Origin of the sequence: Allobosea lathyri (assembly GCF_900108245.1) — a bacterium.
Lineage (GTDB): Bacteria > Pseudomonadota > Alphaproteobacteria > Rhizobiales > Beijerinckiaceae > Allobosea > Allobosea lathyri.
Map to the genome: position 1 here is coordinate 735,942 of NZ_FNUY01000001.1, position 14,571 is coordinate 750,512.

The window sequence follows — 14,571 nt, forward strand, 5'->3', positions numbered from 1 at the left end:
CTTCGGCCGTTCAGGCCTTGGCGCCGTCATACATCTCGGCGACGTATTCCCAGTTCACCAGGCTCTCGAGGAAGGCCTTGAGATAGTCGGGACGACGGTTGCGGTAGTCGATGTAGTACGAATGCTCCCAGACGTCGCAGCCCAGGATCGGGGACGCGCCGTTGACCAGCGGGCTCTCGCCATTGGGGGTCTTGCTGACCGCGAGCTTGCCGCCCTTGACTTCGAGCCAGGCCCAGCCCGAGCCGAACTGGCCGACGCCGGCCGCGACGAAATCTTCCTTGAACTTGTCGACCGAGCCGAAGGAGTCGACGATCGCCTTTTCCAGGGCGCCCGGAATCTTGCCGCCGCCATTCGGCTTCATCCACTTCCAGAAGTGGAGATGGTTGTAGTGCTGGCCGGCATTGTTGAACACGGCCGGGTTCTTGCCATGCGAGGCCTTGACGATCTCCTCGAGCGATTTGCCCTCGAATTCCGTGCCCTTGATCGCGTTATTGCCGTTGGTGACGTAAGCCTGATGGTGCTTGTCGTGGTGGAATTCGAGCGTCTCCTTCGACATGAAGGGCTGGAGCGCATCATGGGCGTAGGGCAGATCGGGAAGGGTGAAGGACATGGTTGCCTCTCCTTGGGCTGTCAAATCGCTTGAACTAAGAATGGCTTGCCGATGAACGGTCAGGGTCGGGGCTATCCCGAAATGTGCCCCGCCATTCGGGCTGATAGTTAAGCCTCCGGCGCTCCGCCGACAACCGTCGCGCTTGGGAAAAGGCCATGTCAGGATGCATGTCAGGTCGGCCCGACCGCCTCACTGCGGACAAATTCCTCGCCTTATGCCAAACTGAAATTGAAACTCTCTCTTATTCAATACGTTAGTAGATAACCGGTGGGGTCAGCCAAAGCGGGCCGCCCGAGATCTTGCCAAGGATACTGAATTGATCGCGATCTTCGTTTTGCTGGGCTTGGGGTTTCTCGGCGGTGGCGCGGCAGCCATCGTCGATGGCTTGCCTTATCTGGTGCTGGAGCGTGGCTTCACACAGGTCATCATCGGCACCGTCGTAGCGACGGCTGGCGTGATCCTGCTCGCTTTGGCCTGGGTGCTGGTGGAAGTCCGCCGCGTCAAGGCGACGCTTGCCAATGCGGCGATGGCGATGTCTGTCGCCTCAATGGCTTCAGCCCCGCAGCAGCAGGATCTTGCTGTTGCCGCGCATGATCTCATGCCCTCGCGCGACCTGCCGCCTGCAAGTGGCGCGGGTATGGCCGGCGCAGCCATCGGAGCCGCAGCGGGGGCAGGGGGGGTGCTAGCGGCGACGCATGCGTTCCAGACCTCGTCTCCTGCTGATGCCGCTAATGACGAAGCCACCTCGGCGGAGCACGCCTCCGTCGAACGGGATCTCTTCGGTGATCAGGCGGCCGAGAAGAATCAGGTCGAGCGAAGCGAGCAGGAACCCGCGAACCCGCCCGAGCCGGCCCCGGTCCTGCCCGTTGCCGAGGCGTATGCTTTTCCGGCTTTCGATCCGTTCGCGTCGATCGATGCGCCCAGCACCTCGAACGCGCAAGAGAGCTCGAACACGCAAGAGAGCTCGAACGCCACTGAGCCTTTGGAGGATACGCCGGCTGTCGCTGCGGGCGCGACCGAACTTGTGTCCGATGAGCCGGCCGAGGCGATTCCCGACACGCAGGATACCGAGGACGCTGTCGAGGAGACGGCCGAAGACCATGTCCCGGCTGACGCGAATCGCGCCGAGGCGGAATCAAGCGAGCATGCCGGCCCCATCGACTGGCCGGATCGTGACGCGCCACATGTGCCCGAACCCGAACCGGTCGATGTCGGGCGCGGTACGGATGAATTCAGCTTCCTCCGTGAAAGCCTGACCGGCCGGCAGCCGGAGCGTGATCAGGCTGGGGGGCGTATCGAGCCATCGCTTGAGCATGGCGACGAAACGGCTGCCGCGACGGGCGATGCCGATGCCTGGATGCATCCGGCATCGCGGCGCAAAGACCCGTGGTTTGGCGACACGCCCATTGCAAATGATCCCGATCAGGCCGAGCCCGGGCTCGACGAACCCGATTTGGATGCGCCCAATACAGAAGCGCACAAGACAGAGGCGCCCAAGATGGATGCGCCCAAGATGGATGCGCCGCCCTGGCCTCCTCAGACACGCGGGGCTGCGATGTCTGATCGCGATGCCGAGGAGGAGAACCACTCCGCGGTCGACGATACCGGATCGGCTCTTTCGGAAAACGCACATGCACCGTTCCCGGAGCATGATGAAGCCACCAGCGCCGCCGCGCCCGAGCCGGAGGCCTCTACCGATGCACCGGCCGCCTCGAATGAGGGGATCGTCGGCGCCTATCAGGTCGGTGACGCGCATTTCACCATCTATGCGGACGGGTCGATTCAGGCCCGCACGCCCGATGGCAATTACAGCTTCGCCTCCATGGACGAGTTGAAGGTCTACCTCGCCAGCGAGAAGAGCCGGCTCGGCGCCTGACCGACGCCGGCCCGATCAGCTTGTGCTGATCGTCGCCTGCGGCCAGGCCTCTCCGACTGCCTGGATCGCGAAGGCGTAGGACAGCGCCGTCTCCTTCAGCGAATCGAAGCGTCCGGCCGAGCCGCCATGGCCCGCTTCCATATTCGTGTGCAGCATGACCGGGCCGCCCCCGGTCATGGTTGCGCGCAGCCGCGCGACCCATTTCGCGGGTTCCCAGTAAGTCACGCGCGGATCCGTCAGGCCGCCCATCGCCAGGATCGGCGGGTAGGCCTGCGCCTGGACGTTGTCATAGGGCGAGTAGCTGCGGATCAGCTTGAAGGCGGCAACGTCTCTGATCGGGTCGCCCCATTCCGGCCATTCCGGCGGCGTCAGTGGCAGGGTGTCGTCCAAGATGGTGTTGAGGACGTCGACGAAGGGAACCTCGGCGATGATGCCGGCGAATAGCGATGGCGTCATGTTGGCGACCGCGCCCATCAGCATGCCGCCGGCGCTGCCACCCTCTGCCACGATGCGGCCGCGCGCGGTGAAGCCAGCTGCGATGAGCGCTTCGCCTGCCGCAATGAAATCGGTGAAGGTGTTGACCTTCCTGTCGCGCTTGCCGTCGAGATACCAGCGCCAGCCCTTGTCCGTGCCGCCGCGAACATGGGCGATGGCGTAGACGAAGCCCCGATCCACCAGGCTGAGCGGCCGGGTCCGGAACGAGGCCGACATCGCCGAGCCATAGGAGCCGTAGCCGTAGAGCAGGCAGGGGGCGGAGCCGTCGAGCACTGTATCGGCACGATGCAGCAACGAGATCGGGACCTGCGCACCATCTTTCGCGGTCGCGAATATCCGGCGCACGCGATAGGCGGCGGGGTCATGACCCGACGGCACCTCCTGCCGCTTCAGCAAGGTTCGTTCGCCGGTCGCCAGGTCGTAATCATAGGTTTCAGCCGGGCGTGCCATCGAGGCGTAGATGAACCGCAGCGTGTCCGTGTCGAATTCATAGCCGGCATCCATGCCCAGCGCATACGCCTCCTCGTCGAAGGCGATGCTGTTTTCGGCTCCGCTCGCGAGATCGCGGATGACGATGCGCGGCAGCCCGTCCTCACGCTCAAGCCGGATCAGGCGGCCCTTGAGGCAGACATGGCGCAGGATCAGCCGACCGGGCTTGTGCGGCACCAGATCGCGCCAGTTCGCGGGATCGGGATCGGCGACCGGTGCGGTCACGATCTTGAAATCCTCGGCCCCGTCGGCATTGGTCAGGATCAGGAAAACCTCGTCGTGATGCTCGACGGCATATTGCCGGCCGACCTGGCGCGGCGCGATCGTCACAGGTGCCGCATCCGGTTCGAGCAGGTCGACCGCGCGGATTTCCGACGTCTCGTGATCGCTGATCGAAATCAGCAGGAACCGGCCCGACTGGGTCTCGTCGATATCGACGAACATGCCGGCATCGGCCTCATCGTGCAGAAGCACATCTTGCTCTGCCGGCTCGCCGAGGCGGTGTCGCAAAACGCGGGACGGGCGGTGATCCTCGTCGAGCCTGACATAGGCGAAGGCGCGCGAAGCCCCGTCCCAGACGATATCGCCCGTGGTATCGCCGATGACGTCCGAAAGGTCTTCGCCGTTTTCAAGATTGCGGACGCGGATGGTGTGGAGCTCGGAGCCGGCTTCGTCGGCGCTCCAGCCGAGAAGGCGATGGTCGCGACTATGCGCTGTGTCGCCGAGATCGAAGAAGTCCTTGCCATGGGCAAGCTTGTCGGCGTCGAGCATAATCTGCTCGCGTGCTTCGTTGTTGACTGTCTTTCCGTTACGTAATACCCCACTGCGGGGCTTGCGACAGATCAGGGGGTGTTCGCCGCCTTTGCGGTAACGCGAATAGTAGAGGAACGCGCCGTCCGGCTGCGGCACACTCGTATCATCTTCCTTGATCCTGCCGCGCATCTCCTTGACCAGGTCGCGTTGCATGGCGCGCGTCGGCGTCATCAACGCCTTGCAATAGGCATTCTCGGCGTCGAGATAGGCACGGATGTCGGCAGGGAGGGCGTCGGGCTCGCGCAACACGTCTTTCCAGTTCGATGCGCGCAGCCAGTCATAGTCGTCACGAAGCTTAGTGCCATGAACGACGGTCGTTTTGGGACGAATATCGGCGCGCGGAGGCAATGGAAGTCGCTTTTTTTCTTTTGTCGAAATCGAAGCGCCGCGAGAGGGTGAATCCGAGTGCATCAATGGTATCTCCACCAGCGGTTGATGCAGACAGGTAGAGACGATGCCTCGGGCTGGCAAGACAGCCCGTCGCGTTTGCAGCGGCAGCCTGCTGCAACATCCGGTTGCCATAAATATTGCGTGTTGCGACAATATTGATCTCGGATAATCGAATTCGTGATGGTAAAGTTCACTTGCCGCGGTGTTAACTATCGACTACACGCATATGTGATGAATCCGCTCGGGATGGTTCTGAATCCGACCAGTGCTTGACCCACTGCCGGGCAAATTCAGAGCAGGCATCGACGCACAGGAGGTGCGGGCGATCATCTTAGGCCTCAATCGAAAAACGCATAAGGAGTGATGTCACCATGGCTGACAATGACGGGGCGGACTTTATCGAGCTGACTGCGGATATTGTTTCCGCATATGTCTCGAACAATTCTGTTCCTGCGTCCGAGTTGCCCGCCCTGATCAGCGATGTGCATTCTGCACTGAGCCGCGTTGTTGGAGGCGTCGCTCCGGTTGTACCGGCTGAGGCGCCCAAGCCTGCGATCCCGGTCAAGAAGTCGATCACGGCCGATTATCTGATCTGCCTTGAGGACGGGAAGAAGTTCAAATCGCTCAAGCGGCACCTGCGGACACAGTACAACATGTCCCCTGAGCAGTATCGCGAGAAGTGGGGCTTGCCGCCCGACTATCCGATGGTTGCGCCCAACTACGCCGAAGCGCGCTCGCAGCTGGCGAAGAAGATGGGTCTGGGCCAGCAGCGCCGCAAGCGTCGCTGATCTCGCCATCCTGGCATTCGCGGGTCAGAGCCCCGAAATCGCAACGATCTCGAAATCGCAGCGATCCGAAATCAAAAGGCCGCCGGCTTACCGGCGGCCTTTTCCATGCGCGGCGGCCCGATGCGGGGATAAGTGGGATCGGCCGCTTGCCAATTCTTAAATAGGAATATATTCATGTTCACCTGAGCTCGCGGGCGCCTGCCGCGATCACCCAAGGGAACATATCATGAACGCTAATGATGGCAATCCTGACCATTCCATTCGGCAAGCCGCTCTCGCGCGGCTTGCCGAAGTTGCGGTGGCAGCGATGACGCGCGCTCCCCTGATGAACCTGCGCGGCTCGAACCGCGGCCGACTGCCGATCGCGCGGGCACGCCAGACGGCGATGTATCTTGCCCATGTCGCATTCGGGCTGAGTTTCATCCGCATCGGCATCTGTTTCGGGCGGGACCGAACCACGGTGCGCCATGCCTGCGCGCTGATCGAAGATCGCCGTGACGATCCCGCGCTGGAACTCGGGCTCAACGCGATTGAAGCTGGGCTGCTCGCCTTGACGCAGGCGCTGAGCGCGCCAGTAAAGATGGAAGCGCGGTCATGACGGGGCAGGGCGATTGGGAGCAGAGCAGCGGCGACGCTCGTGCCAGGCTGCTGCGTCATCTTGCCGAGCCCGAGGCCTTCGGGGTCGTATCGCCCTTGGGCTGCGGACGCATCGCGCTCTACCGCAGCAAGGCCGGCACGAGCCTGGGCGCAGGCTACGCGCCTGCCGAGGTAGCCGAGGCGCTGGTCTCCGACGGGCTGGCCTGTTGGAGCGGCTCGGGAAAATTGCGGCGCCTGACGCTCGCGATCGCATCCCCCGCACGCGAGTTGGCAAGTGCCGTGGTCAGCATCGACGGAAGGCGGCAAGAGGTGCTGCTCGACGAGCGCGAAAGTCCGCTGCTCTGGCTGCATCGCCGAATGGGCAAGGATGGCAAGCCGCAGATCTCGGCGCAGGAATTTGCGGCGGGCGAACGCTTCCGCGCCGATCTGACGCTGGCGCAGATGATGTCGCGCACGACGATGAACTGGGACGCCGCGCTGGCGCCGGGCCAGCGCGGCCCCGGCGGGCGCGATCCCGCCAGCGCTTCCGATGCGGCTCTCGCGGCTCGTCAGCGCGTCCGGCAAGCCTGCGACCGCCTCGGGCCGGACCTGTCGGGCCTAGCCATCGACGTTTGCGGCTTCCTGAAGGGGCTCGACCAGGTCGAACGGGAGCGAAAATGGCCGGCGCGCTCGGCCAAGGTCGTGCTGCGAATGGCGCTGTCGGCACTCTCCGCGCATTACGGCATTGCGACGCCGGCTGTGAAAGCGCGCCGCAGCGAGGTCTGGCGCAGCGAGGATGCCCGCCCGAACCTCATGCCGGGTCAGGCCATGTGAGGGCTCAGGCCGCAGAAGCCGCAGACGCGCTGCGTGCGTCGGATTTGATCCGCTCGATCATGGCGCGCACGCCGTTGGAACGCTGCGGCGTCAGATGCGCGGCCAGGCCGAGCCGCTCATAGATCGCAAAGGCGTCCGTCGCCAGAATGTCGGACGCCGAATGGCCGGAATAGATCGCCAGCGCGAGCGCGACCAGCCCCCGAACGATATGGGCGTCGCTATCACCCAGGAAATGCAGGCGCGTCTGCGGTCCGGGGCCGCCCTCCCGCCGCATCTGCAACCAGACCTGGCTGGCGCAGCCGCGCACCTTGTTGGCGTCGTCATGCGCTTCCTCGGGCAGAGGCTCCAGGCCCTTGCCGAGTTCGATCAGATAGCGATAGCGGTCATCCCAATCATCGAGCAGTTCGAAATTGGCGATGATCTCGTCGAGGCTTGTGCTCATGTCCCGTCCGCTGCCGGCGGCCGCGCCCGAAAATTTGCGGCTCCGAGGCTCGATTATGACGCCGAGCCGATAGTCCGCGTTAGTGAAAACTGCAAATCGACTGTCGGTCGACATCATATCTCGGTGATGGCCGTCTTCGGCGCGCGACGCGTGCCCGTCAAGCCTTTGCGTGGACCGGGCTCTTTGTTCTTGCATCGGCTTTTCCCGAAAACCGCATCCCACTTTTCGGGCCGATGCTCTAGCGTTCGTGCGCCTGAGCCTTGCCGGCAGCTGCCGCGGCAGCCAGCGCCAGCACGCGCTCGCGGGTCTGGGGCTCGAGCCCGGCCAGGATCTGGGCCGCTTCGCGCGCGGCGGTGAGCCCGTTGATCGCGCTGCGGCCATCGATCTGCGAAGCCGCCTTGACGATATTGCGCGCGGTCTGCGTAGCGTTCTGAGTGGCGTGGTCCTCGCCCGATTTGCTGCCATGGACCGGCGAATTCAGCGCGATCACGCCGACAACCGCCAAGCTTCGCAGGATATAGGCCATGCTGGTCCCCGTTGCTGAAAGGCCGCTCGCCTCCAGACCTCGCCTCGCACTCACCATAGGCAGGGAAGCAGAAAGATCGTGTCATTTGGAAACCTCAATTCCCGACGCCGATCTTCAGCTTCCGTTCACCCTGCTTGGAACATCGAGAGGGCCGTTTCATTGCAGCGGATTTTAATCAACTATCTGAATTAATTCGGTGAATTTCGATTTCTGCCGCTAAGTCAGGCGATTTGGTCGGTAGCGCCTTAAGCCCCGCTTAAATCGCCGGAGGCGAGATTGCACGGACACGGGCGACAAGGCCCGCACAGGTTAGGCGTTGCGATTCTTCATGACGATGACGGCGATCAGGACACAGGTGGCGGCGTTGGTGCACGCATCCGTGCTGCCGAATTCGCTCGAGCGGATGCTCCATGAGCGTTTCATCCTGACGCGTCTGTTGGTTGGTGCCGTCGCGCTCGGCCTCGTGCCGGCTTATCTCGCCTGGCGCGGCACGCTCGGCACGCTCGAAGCCGTGGCCGTGATCGCTGCCGCATTGCCGGTTCTGGCCGTTGTGGTCCTCTCGCGCACCGGCCGGCTCGACATCGCCCACGGCATGTCGGCGACTGCGCTTGCCATGCTGATCGGCGCGATGTCGGGAATGACGGGAGGGGCCACATCACCCCTGCTGCTCTGGCTGGCGGCCATTCCCGCCGAAGCCATGTTCTTCGGTGGCCGCGCTTATGTGGTGCGCGCCAGCGCGATCGCCGCGATGACGCTGCTGGTCGTCATCGCGCTTCAGTATTTCGGGATGTTCGCCGAGCCGGCCTCATGGCCCGGTGGCGCGATGCCGGTCTTCGTGATGGTCGCCATCCTGCAGTCCATGGCGCTTGCGGCCGGCTTTCTGCGCCGCCGCGAGAGTGAATTGCGCGAGCATCGTGCTTCCGATGCGCGCGCTCAGCTCCTGCTCGACCATGTCGGCGATCTCGTCACCTGGCATGATGCCAATGGCGCGGTGATCTTCGCCAATGCGGCCGCCAAGGCGCTTGCTGGCGCGGAGCCGCACGAACTCTTCGGTCGCGGTTTGCTGGAGCGTGTCCACGTTGCCGATCGCCCGCTGTTCCTCAAGGCCTTGAGCGACGTAGCCCACGGCCGGGGCGAGGCGACGGCCTGCTTCCGCACCTTGTTCATCCCGCGCGGCGCCGAGCATCAGGGGCACTTGCCGGTCTCGCTCTGGCTGGAAATGCATGCGCACCGGGTCGCCAATATCGGCGCGGAAGCGGCCGGTCCGAGGGATGGCGTTGCCGTCGTCTGCGTGATGCGCGATGTCACGGCCCGTCGCGCGCTGGATGAGGAACGCGCCCGCGGCCATGCCGAGGCTCTCAAGGCCAACGACATCAAGGGCCAGTTCCTCGCGACCGTCAGCCATGAGCTGCGCACGCCGCTCAACGCGATCATCGGCTTCTCGGAGATGCTGAGCACCGATGTGCAGGGCTGGCTCGACGAGGAGAAGCGTCTCGAATACGCGAAGATCATCCACGCCTCCGGTCATCACCTGCTCGATGTCGTCAATACGCTGCTCGACATCTCCAAGATTGAGAGCGGGACGATGACGATCGAGCAGGAGCCGCTCGACCTCGCCGATGTCGCGCAGGATTGCTGCGTGCTGATGGCGCTGCGCGCCGAGACGGGCGGGCTCAGCCTCGAGCGCATCATCGGCCCTGATCTGCCGCAAGTGCTGGGCGATCGTCGCGCGCTGAAGCAGGTGGTGATCAACCTGCTCTCCAACGCCGTCAAGTTCACACCGGCCGGTGGACGCGTCGTGCTGGCGGTCGTGCGGGACGGGGACATGATCGACCTGTCGGTGTCCGATACCGGCATCGGCATCTCCGCCTTGGACCTGCCGCGATTGGGTGATCCGTTCTTCCAGGCCAAGGGCTCCTATGACCGGGCCTATGAAGGCACGGGGCTCGGCCTGTCGGTCGTGCGCGGGCTCGTGGGCCTTCATGGCGGCCGCCTCACCATCGAGAGCGCGCCGGGCATCGGCACGCGCGTGGTGGTCAGGCTGCCGATCGATGGTGTCGCTTCGGCGTCGCTGCCGGTGAAGATCGCGACCTTCGCACGGGCTCCCCGCCGGGGCCTGGAGACCAAAGTACCTTTCCGTATGACCGCCTGAACGAGCCAGCAGCATGTCCGCCACGATCGCCGCCCGAGCCCATACCGGTTCTTCACTCTCCGCCCCGGCCCGGCGGGCAGCCCCCGCGCGCCGCAAAGCACCCTGGCTTGCCCGGGTCGGCCGCATGGTCCTGCGCCGGCCCGGCCGGGCCTTCGTCCTGCTGGTCTTTGCCGCGGTGGCTGTCGCCATTCTCGCCAATGCGCTGATGTTCCAGAAGGCGCGCCACCCCGCGCCGATGGTCTCGGCGCCGACACAGACACCGGCTGCCCGCTCGGCCGAGCGCCGCGCCGAGCCCCAGGCCGTCCCTGCCGCTCCCTCCTCAGCAGCGGCGACGCCGACCGCGGCACAGCCGTCCACCTTCCCGCCGTCGCGTCCGAGCGATCTTTCGCAGAATGCGCGCGAGACGGCTCCGCGCCCCCCGGCAGCGGTGACCTCCATTCCGCGCACCGCTGCTGCACCCGTCGCGCCGGCGCCCGCACCTGTCGCGCGTGCCGCGCCAGCTCGGGATCCGATCGCGGACCTGATCAATGGCGCCGATATCCGGCCCCCCGGCGAAATTCGTGGCGTGGCAGCGGCGAGAGCCTCGGCGCCCCGTCGCTCTGCCGAGAATTGATGCGTCGGCGGCGCCGGCCATGGCGCGTCTGATCAGCGATTTCTGGGTGGCGGCCTATTTGCGGCAGGCGGCGCATGACGGGCTCGTGGCCGTGCTGCGGCGGCGTGGCTCGCGCGAGGCCGGCGCGATCTTCGTCAAGCTCGACCGTCTCGACGGCACGGCGGCCCTCTACGGTCCCGCGCCGCAGGCCCTCGCCGACGAGGATGGCTCCCGGCGCTTCCAGCTGGTGCTCGACTCCGATCCCGGCAGCATAGAAGAGCGCGTCGCGCGCGAACTGCGCTTCGACTCGGACCTCTGGCTGATCGAGATCGAGAACCGCAACGGCGATGCCCGCCTCGATCTCGTCGAGAGCTGACGCCGGCCCGCTCAGCCCTGTTCGCGGCGCATCCCGATCTTGTCGAGGATATCGCTGAGCGCCGGATGGCTTTCGGTCCGCGCAGGCCCAACGCGGGCTGCCGTGCCGCTCGGGTCCATGGCCGGCTGGTGTTGTCCCTTGCGCTGCGCGGTATGGGAAGGGCCGCCGGCGATCTGCATGACGGCGCGATAGGCGATGGACGGTTTCACCGAGCGCATCAGGGCGACGAGCCCGAAGATGCGATCCACCGAATGAGCGGCATCGTCGCCGAGCCGTATCAGGAAGCGCGTTGCGTCCTCGACTGTGGCTCCGGCGGCGATCAGCGCGAGCGCCGCCAGATCGCGTGAGCGGTCGCTGGCCATGGCCGCACTGAGGGCGGAACCAGCGCCAAGATGGGCCGCGATCGCCCCAAACGCGCTGTCTTGATCATCCCCGGCCATGGCGAGCCAGCCGGTGAACAGATCCCGCGATACGGGCTGGCGACGCTCGGAAGGTCCAAGCGAATCGAGCGCGGCCAGCGAATCGAGCATGGCAAGGCGCCGCTCGGAGCCCGCTTCCAGGAAAAGCGGCGTCAGATCAGCATTGGAAAGCTCCGTGCGCGCGAGCAGACCTTGCGCATAGCTCGCATCGTCGCGGGACCGCGCGATCAGAAGGTCGAGGGCGCCACGGGGCATCGGCGTCGCCATATTGGCGATCAGGCTCAGATCGGTCGTGCGATCGCCCAACTCGACCAGCATCAGCGTCGTCGTTGCAGTGAGGTCGGCGCGTCCGGCCAAAGCGGCCGCGATCTGCAGGTCGCCGGTTTCGGCCAGCGTCTCGACTTCATCGGGCGATAGTGGCAGCCCATGCCGCAGCAAAGTGGTGAGCACGTCGCCACCGCGCGCCCGCAGGGCGTCGAGCACGGGGCGGGGCGCATGGCGCCAGCCGGCAAGCTTGCGGGCGAGGATGATGGCTGTCGCGTCGTCGATACCGGGAATCAGCGCCACCGCCATTTCGCTGAAGGCGGCAAGGTCCTGTGCGGGCGGATTGGGGGTCGACATCAGCAGGTCGGCCTTGACCCGGAGCGACACCTGGCTGAGGTCGAGCCCGCCATCGCGCGCAAGGCGGGCAAGATGGGCAAGCTCGGCGGAGATTCGCGACGGCATTGGGGCAACTCGGCTGGGATTTCGGCAATATCGGGAGAGTAATCCCACAGGCTTTAACACGCCGTTAACCATGTCCGGGCCTGATGCAAATCGGAGGGCCTGAGACACGGGTGCGGATGCCGCACCGCCAATTGCTCTCCTGCGACCGCAACCCTGGCGCAGATAAGGAGGCGCATCATGGCCATCGTTATCCCTCTTGCGCCGCATCGTCGGCCGCAGTCGTCCCCGTCCTCCGAGCCATCCTCGAAGGTCGCCGAAATCCTGTTCTTCACCGGGGTCCGCTTTGAGCGTCCGGCCGAGCCCGTCCCGATGGAACAGCCGGCGCGCCGCAAGCGCTCCCCTGCCGCGGCGCCAAAGCGCGTCCACGTCAAAGGTCCCAAGAACGCCAGGCAGCCTGCGTGATCGCCCGGCCACCAGTTAAGCGGCGTGGCGACAGGCGTCGCGGCAGGCGCGGATTGGCCATGCTGCTCGGCCTGCTGGCGTCGGCCTGCACGACCGGCGATCTCGGCCGGCCTCGGCCGACGGTATGGAGCCAGGTGATCGCGCCCGAAGCCGGTTTCCGGGCGGCCACGGCGCGCGGCGAGGCGGCTTCCTATTTCCGGATCACCGATGACGAGGAGCAACTGCGCGACCGCGCCTGGCGCTTCATCATGCCCGCGCATGAGCGCAGCTACTTCCAGCGCGAAGTTTCGAATCTTGCCTCCTACCGAATCTTGCCGGTCGCGGCGCAGTCGAGCGCCATCTCGGATTATTTCGGCGGATTGACGGCGGGCGCCTATGCCTCGCAGGCCTCGCGCTATTCGCGGCTCGCCGAGGATACCAATGCCGATCGCCTGCTGATCGGGCCGTTCCGCGCCAATGCGATGCGCGTGGTCGCCGCCGACCGCGTCCGCATGCGTGCGCTTGAGGGCTCGGCGCTGGTCCCGGCGGAGAAGCAGGATCCGGCCCTGGCCCGCGTCATCGAGAATGAGGGGCTGATTCTCTGGGTCTGCGAACGGGTCGGTTTCCGCATCGAGAGTTATCGCTATGCGCTGGCCAATCTCGTGGTCGAGATGCCCTCGCGGGAGGCGATCCGGGCCGAGCGCAGCATCATGGCGCTGGAGGCCGAGGCGGCGCCGCTCTGCAAGCTGCCCTTGATCGGTACTTTCGGCGGCGAGGCAAAAAAGCCGGTCGTCTATAAGGGCTGATCTGCCTCAAGCGGCGATTGGTCAGTTGGCCATGCCGCAGGCCACGCCGGTCGCCAGGGCTTCCGCATCGGCGCGGTCCGAAGGCCGCTTGGCCAGGACGCGCGCGACGATCAGGCCCTGGGCGGTGTCGGATACGATGCGCAGTTCGCGGTTCACCTCGCCGTCATCGTCCTGCGCAATGCGCTCGTCGCGCTGCTCCTCGGTCATCACCAGGAATTCAACGACGCCGCGGATCGCGGCACGGTCGGTGATGGCATAGAGCACGCCGCCGCCGCGACGATGCAGGGTCAGCCCGAGCGGCAGCGAGCCGGCGCGGGCGACGACACGCATCGGGCCGGCCGAAAGATCATAGCTGCAGACCGCGGTGACCGCCGCCGGATCGGCCTCTCGCAGAGGCGGCAGATCGCGGGTACCACCGGGAGAGGGGAGCAGCTCGGCCCGCCCTCCGCTGCCCAGCATACGATAGGCGGTGTTCGCATCCCGCTCCGACAGGATCGGAATCAGCAGGATCGTGACGATATGGACGATGCCGGCCAGCACGAGACCGGCGATCGTCGCCAGGACGAAGCGCCCGAACACCGTGCCTATGCGGCTGCGCCAGCGTTCCGGGCGCGGCGTGGCGGCCATGTCCGTGGGATCATGCCCGATCGCGCTCATCGGCAGTCGACCCGCTCGATGCGCGGCAGGCTGGCGGAGCGCGTTTCGCCCGCCTGGCTCGAAATCGGCGTATCGTAAAGCCTCAGCCGGAACTGGAAGCGCCCGCTCGAAGGCAATGGCAGCCAGTTTCCGGCCTGTGGGTCGGCTGCGGCGGCGATGCGCAGATCGCCGCTTTCCTCTCGAACGATTTCCGCATCGGTGAAGCCGTTCCGGTCGAGTGGCAGGCGGAAGGGCCGCCCGTCCTTGTCGGTGACGTCCAAGGTCCAGCCGCGCGTCGTCGGCGTCGCTCCGGCGAGCCGGTAGCGGCAACGGCCGTCCAGCGCCTGGCCGGTATCGTCACGCTCGGCGATCAGTTCCAGTCCTTCGCCTGTGCCAAGCGGCAGGTGAACGCCGCGCGCGAGGAACGCGCGCATATAGGGGTCGATGTCGCGCCCGCCGCTGCGGGGCCATGCGGTCCAGGCGCCGATCTCGACCATTCCGACGAGGGGTCGTCCCGAGACGGCCAGATGGGCTGAACCCAGCCCCAGACCCGCGCCGAGCACGATGACGTAAGCGAGATCGAGAACGCGCACGGCCTTGCCTTCTGCTCCGGCGCTCATGAGGCCGGTGGCGCGAGTTGAACC

The 14,571-nt window shown here is 65.5% G+C and carries 16 protein-coding genes; 9 read left to right on the forward strand and 7 right to left on the reverse strand.

What is annotated here, in order from left to right; all coding sequences use genetic code 11:
- Nucleotides 1-10 precede the first annotated feature (10 nt).
- The gene (locus C4S73_RS03350; protein WP_103871009.1) at nucleotides 11-610 is read right to left on the reverse strand and encodes a superoxide dismutase; all 600 of its coding nucleotides are present in this window, start codon (nucleotides 608-610) and stop codon (nucleotides 11-13) included.
- A 316-nt stretch (nucleotides 611-926) separates the two neighbouring features.
- Here C4S73_RS03350 and C4S73_RS03355 point away from each other — a divergent pair, with 316 nt between their 5' ends.
- The gene (locus tag C4S73_RS03355) at nucleotides 927-2,486 is read left to right on the forward strand and encodes a hypothetical protein (protein ID WP_103871010.1); all 1,560 of its coding nucleotides are present in this window, start codon (nucleotides 927-929) and stop codon (nucleotides 2,484-2,486) included.
- A gap of 15 nt (nucleotides 2,487-2,501) precedes the next feature.
- On the opposite strand, the gene C4S73_RS03360 is transcribed toward C4S73_RS03355, so the two are convergent.
- A complete protein-coding gene (locus tag C4S73_RS03360) occupies nucleotides 2,502-4,694 on the reverse strand; it encodes a S9 family peptidase (RefSeq protein WP_103871011.1) in 2,193 nt (730 codons plus the stop codon).
- Between the two features lie 350 nt (nucleotides 4,695-5,044).
- Here C4S73_RS03360 and C4S73_RS03365 point away from each other — a divergent pair, with 350 nt between their 5' ends.
- From C4S73_RS03365 to C4S73_RS03375, 3 genes are all read left to right on the forward strand, one after another.
- Nucleotides 5,045-5,461, forward strand: coding sequence for a Ros/MucR family transcriptional regulator (locus C4S73_RS03365; protein WP_103871012.1), 417 nt, complete (start codon nucleotides 5,045-5,047; stop codon nucleotides 5,459-5,461).
- A gap of 226 nt (nucleotides 5,462-5,687) precedes the next feature.
- Nucleotides 5,688-6,059, forward strand: a complete 372-nt coding sequence (locus tag C4S73_RS03370; protein WP_103871013.1) for a helix-turn-helix domain-containing protein — start codon at nucleotides 5,688-5,690, stop codon at nucleotides 6,057-6,059.
- Nucleotides 6,056-6,871: a DUF6456 domain-containing protein gene (locus tag C4S73_RS03375; protein ID WP_103871014.1), complete on the forward strand. Its 816-nt coding sequence runs from the start codon at nucleotides 6,056-6,058 to the stop codon at nucleotides 6,869-6,871. Before C4S73_RS03370 ends, C4S73_RS03375 begins: the two co-directional genes overlap by 4 nt.
- Nucleotides 6,872-6,875: 4 nt before the next feature.
- Here the strand turns inward: C4S73_RS03375 and C4S73_RS03380 are convergent, their stop codons facing one another.
- Both C4S73_RS03380 and C4S73_RS03385 read right to left on the reverse strand, forming a co-directional pair.
- The gene (locus C4S73_RS03380; protein WP_103871275.1) at nucleotides 6,876-7,313 is read right to left on the reverse strand and encodes a SufE family protein; all 438 of its coding nucleotides are present in this window, start codon (nucleotides 7,311-7,313) and stop codon (nucleotides 6,876-6,878) included.
- Between the two features lie 238 nt (nucleotides 7,314-7,551).
- Entirely contained in the window at nucleotides 7,552-7,839 is a 288-nt protein-coding gene (locus C4S73_RS03385; protein ID WP_103871015.1) for a hypothetical protein, read from the reverse strand.
- A gap of 328 nt (nucleotides 7,840-8,167) precedes the next feature.
- Between C4S73_RS03385 and C4S73_RS03390 the strand changes: the two genes are divergently transcribed.
- From C4S73_RS03390 to C4S73_RS03400, 3 genes are read left to right on the forward strand one after another with little or no spacing between them, the layout of a single operon-like run.
- Complete coding sequence (locus C4S73_RS03390; RefSeq protein ID WP_103871016.1) at nucleotides 8,168-9,991, forward strand: sensor histidine kinase; 1,824 nt, start codon at nucleotides 8,168-8,170, stop codon at nucleotides 9,989-9,991.
- Nucleotides 9,992-10,004: 13 nt separating this feature from the next.
- The gene (locus C4S73_RS03395; protein ID WP_146071265.1) at nucleotides 10,005-10,604 is read left to right on the forward strand and encodes a hypothetical protein; all 600 of its coding nucleotides are present in this window, start codon (nucleotides 10,005-10,007) and stop codon (nucleotides 10,602-10,604) included.
- 19 nt (nucleotides 10,605-10,623) lie between these two features.
- The gene (locus tag C4S73_RS03400) at nucleotides 10,624-10,959 is read left to right on the forward strand and encodes a DUF1491 family protein (RefSeq protein WP_103871018.1); all 336 of its coding nucleotides are present in this window, start codon (nucleotides 10,624-10,626) and stop codon (nucleotides 10,957-10,959) included.
- Nucleotides 10,960-10,970: 11 nt separating this feature from the next.
- Here the strand turns inward: C4S73_RS03400 and C4S73_RS03405 are convergent, their stop codons facing one another.
- Nucleotides 10,971-12,104, reverse strand: a complete 1,134-nt coding sequence (locus C4S73_RS03405) for a hypothetical protein (protein ID WP_103871019.1) — start codon at nucleotides 12,102-12,104, stop codon at nucleotides 10,971-10,973.
- Between the two features lie 177 nt (nucleotides 12,105-12,281).
- On the opposite strand from C4S73_RS03405, the gene C4S73_RS03410 reads away from it, so the two are divergent.
- Together C4S73_RS03410 and C4S73_RS03415 are read left to right on the forward strand one after the other, a co-directional pair.
- Complete coding sequence (locus C4S73_RS03410; RefSeq protein WP_103871020.1) at nucleotides 12,282-12,506, forward strand: hypothetical protein; 225 nt, start codon at nucleotides 12,282-12,284, stop codon at nucleotides 12,504-12,506.
- A 59-nt stretch (nucleotides 12,507-12,565) separates the two neighbouring features.
- Nucleotides 12,566-13,291 carry a hypothetical protein gene (locus C4S73_RS03415; protein ID WP_103871021.1) on the forward strand — a complete coding sequence of 242 codons (726 nt, stop codon included), beginning with the start codon at nucleotides 12,566-12,568 and terminating at the stop codon, nucleotides 13,289-13,291.
- Between the two features lie 21 nt (nucleotides 13,292-13,312).
- Here the strand turns inward: C4S73_RS03415 and C4S73_RS03420 are convergent, their stop codons facing one another.
- Both C4S73_RS03420 and C4S73_RS03425 read right to left on the reverse strand, forming a co-directional pair.
- Nucleotides 13,313-13,948 (reverse strand): DUF1254 domain-containing protein, encoded by a 636-nt coding sequence (locus C4S73_RS03420; RefSeq protein ID WP_103871022.1) that lies wholly within the window; start codon nucleotides 13,946-13,948, stop codon nucleotides 13,313-13,315.
- Nucleotides 13,945-14,547, reverse strand: a complete 603-nt coding sequence (locus C4S73_RS03425) for a DUF1214 domain-containing protein (RefSeq protein WP_103871023.1) — start codon at nucleotides 14,545-14,547, stop codon at nucleotides 13,945-13,947. Before C4S73_RS03425 ends, C4S73_RS03420 begins: the two co-directional genes overlap by 4 nt.
- Nucleotides 14,548-14,571 lie beyond the last annotated feature (24 nt).

Excerpts from the sequence above, each read along its gene's own strand:
- C4S73_RS03370 (WP_103871013.1), top strand. The coding sequence starts at position 5,688 with ATGAACGCTAATGATGGCAATCCTGACCATTCCATTCGGCAAGCCGCT.
- C4S73_RS03380 (WP_103871275.1), bottom strand. The coding sequence starts at position 7,313 with ATGAGCACAAGCCTCGACGAGATCATCGCCAATTTCGAACTGCTCGAT.
- C4S73_RS03365 (WP_103871012.1), top strand. The coding sequence starts at position 5,045 with ATGGCTGACAATGACGGGGCGGACTTTATCGAGCTGACTGCGGATATT.
- C4S73_RS03360 (WP_103871011.1), bottom strand. The coding sequence starts at position 4,694 with ATGCACTCGGATTCACCCTCTCGCGGCGCTTCGATTTCGACAAAAGAA.
- C4S73_RS03390 (WP_103871016.1), top strand. The coding sequence starts at position 8,168 with ATGACGATGACGGCGATCAGGACACAGGTGGCGGCGTTGGTGCACGCA.
- C4S73_RS03400 (WP_103871018.1), top strand. The coding sequence starts at position 10,624 with ATGGCGCGTCTGATCAGCGATTTCTGGGTGGCGGCCTATTTGCGGCAG.
- C4S73_RS03405 (WP_103871019.1), bottom strand. The coding sequence starts at position 12,104 with ATGCCGTCGCGAATCTCCGCCGAGCTTGCCCATCTTGCCCGCCTTGCG.
- C4S73_RS03395 (WP_146071265.1), top strand. The coding sequence starts at position 10,005 with ATGTCCGCCACGATCGCCGCCCGAGCCCATACCGGTTCTTCACTCTCC.
- C4S73_RS03385 (WP_103871015.1), bottom strand. The coding sequence starts at position 7,839 with ATGGCCTATATCCTGCGAAGCTTGGCGGTTGTCGGCGTGATCGCGCTG.
- C4S73_RS03415 (WP_103871021.1), top strand. The coding sequence starts at position 12,566 with ATGCTGCTCGGCCTGCTGGCGTCGGCCTGCACGACCGGCGATCTCGGC.
- C4S73_RS03410 (WP_103871020.1), top strand. The coding sequence starts at position 12,282 with ATGGCCATCGTTATCCCTCTTGCGCCGCATCGTCGGCCGCAGTCGTCC.
- C4S73_RS03420 (WP_103871022.1), bottom strand. The coding sequence starts at position 13,948 with ATGAGCGCGATCGGGCATGATCCCACGGACATGGCCGCCACGCCGCGC.
- C4S73_RS03425 (WP_103871023.1), bottom strand. The coding sequence starts at position 14,547 with ATGAGCGCCGGAGCAGAAGGCAAGGCCGTGCGCGTTCTCGATCTCGCT.
- C4S73_RS03375 (WP_103871014.1), top strand. The coding sequence starts at position 6,056 with ATGACGGGGCAGGGCGATTGGGAGCAGAGCAGCGGCGACGCTCGTGCC.
- C4S73_RS03350 (WP_103871009.1), bottom strand. The coding sequence starts at position 610 with ATGTCCTTCACCCTTCCCGATCTGCCCTACGCCCATGATGCGCTCCAG.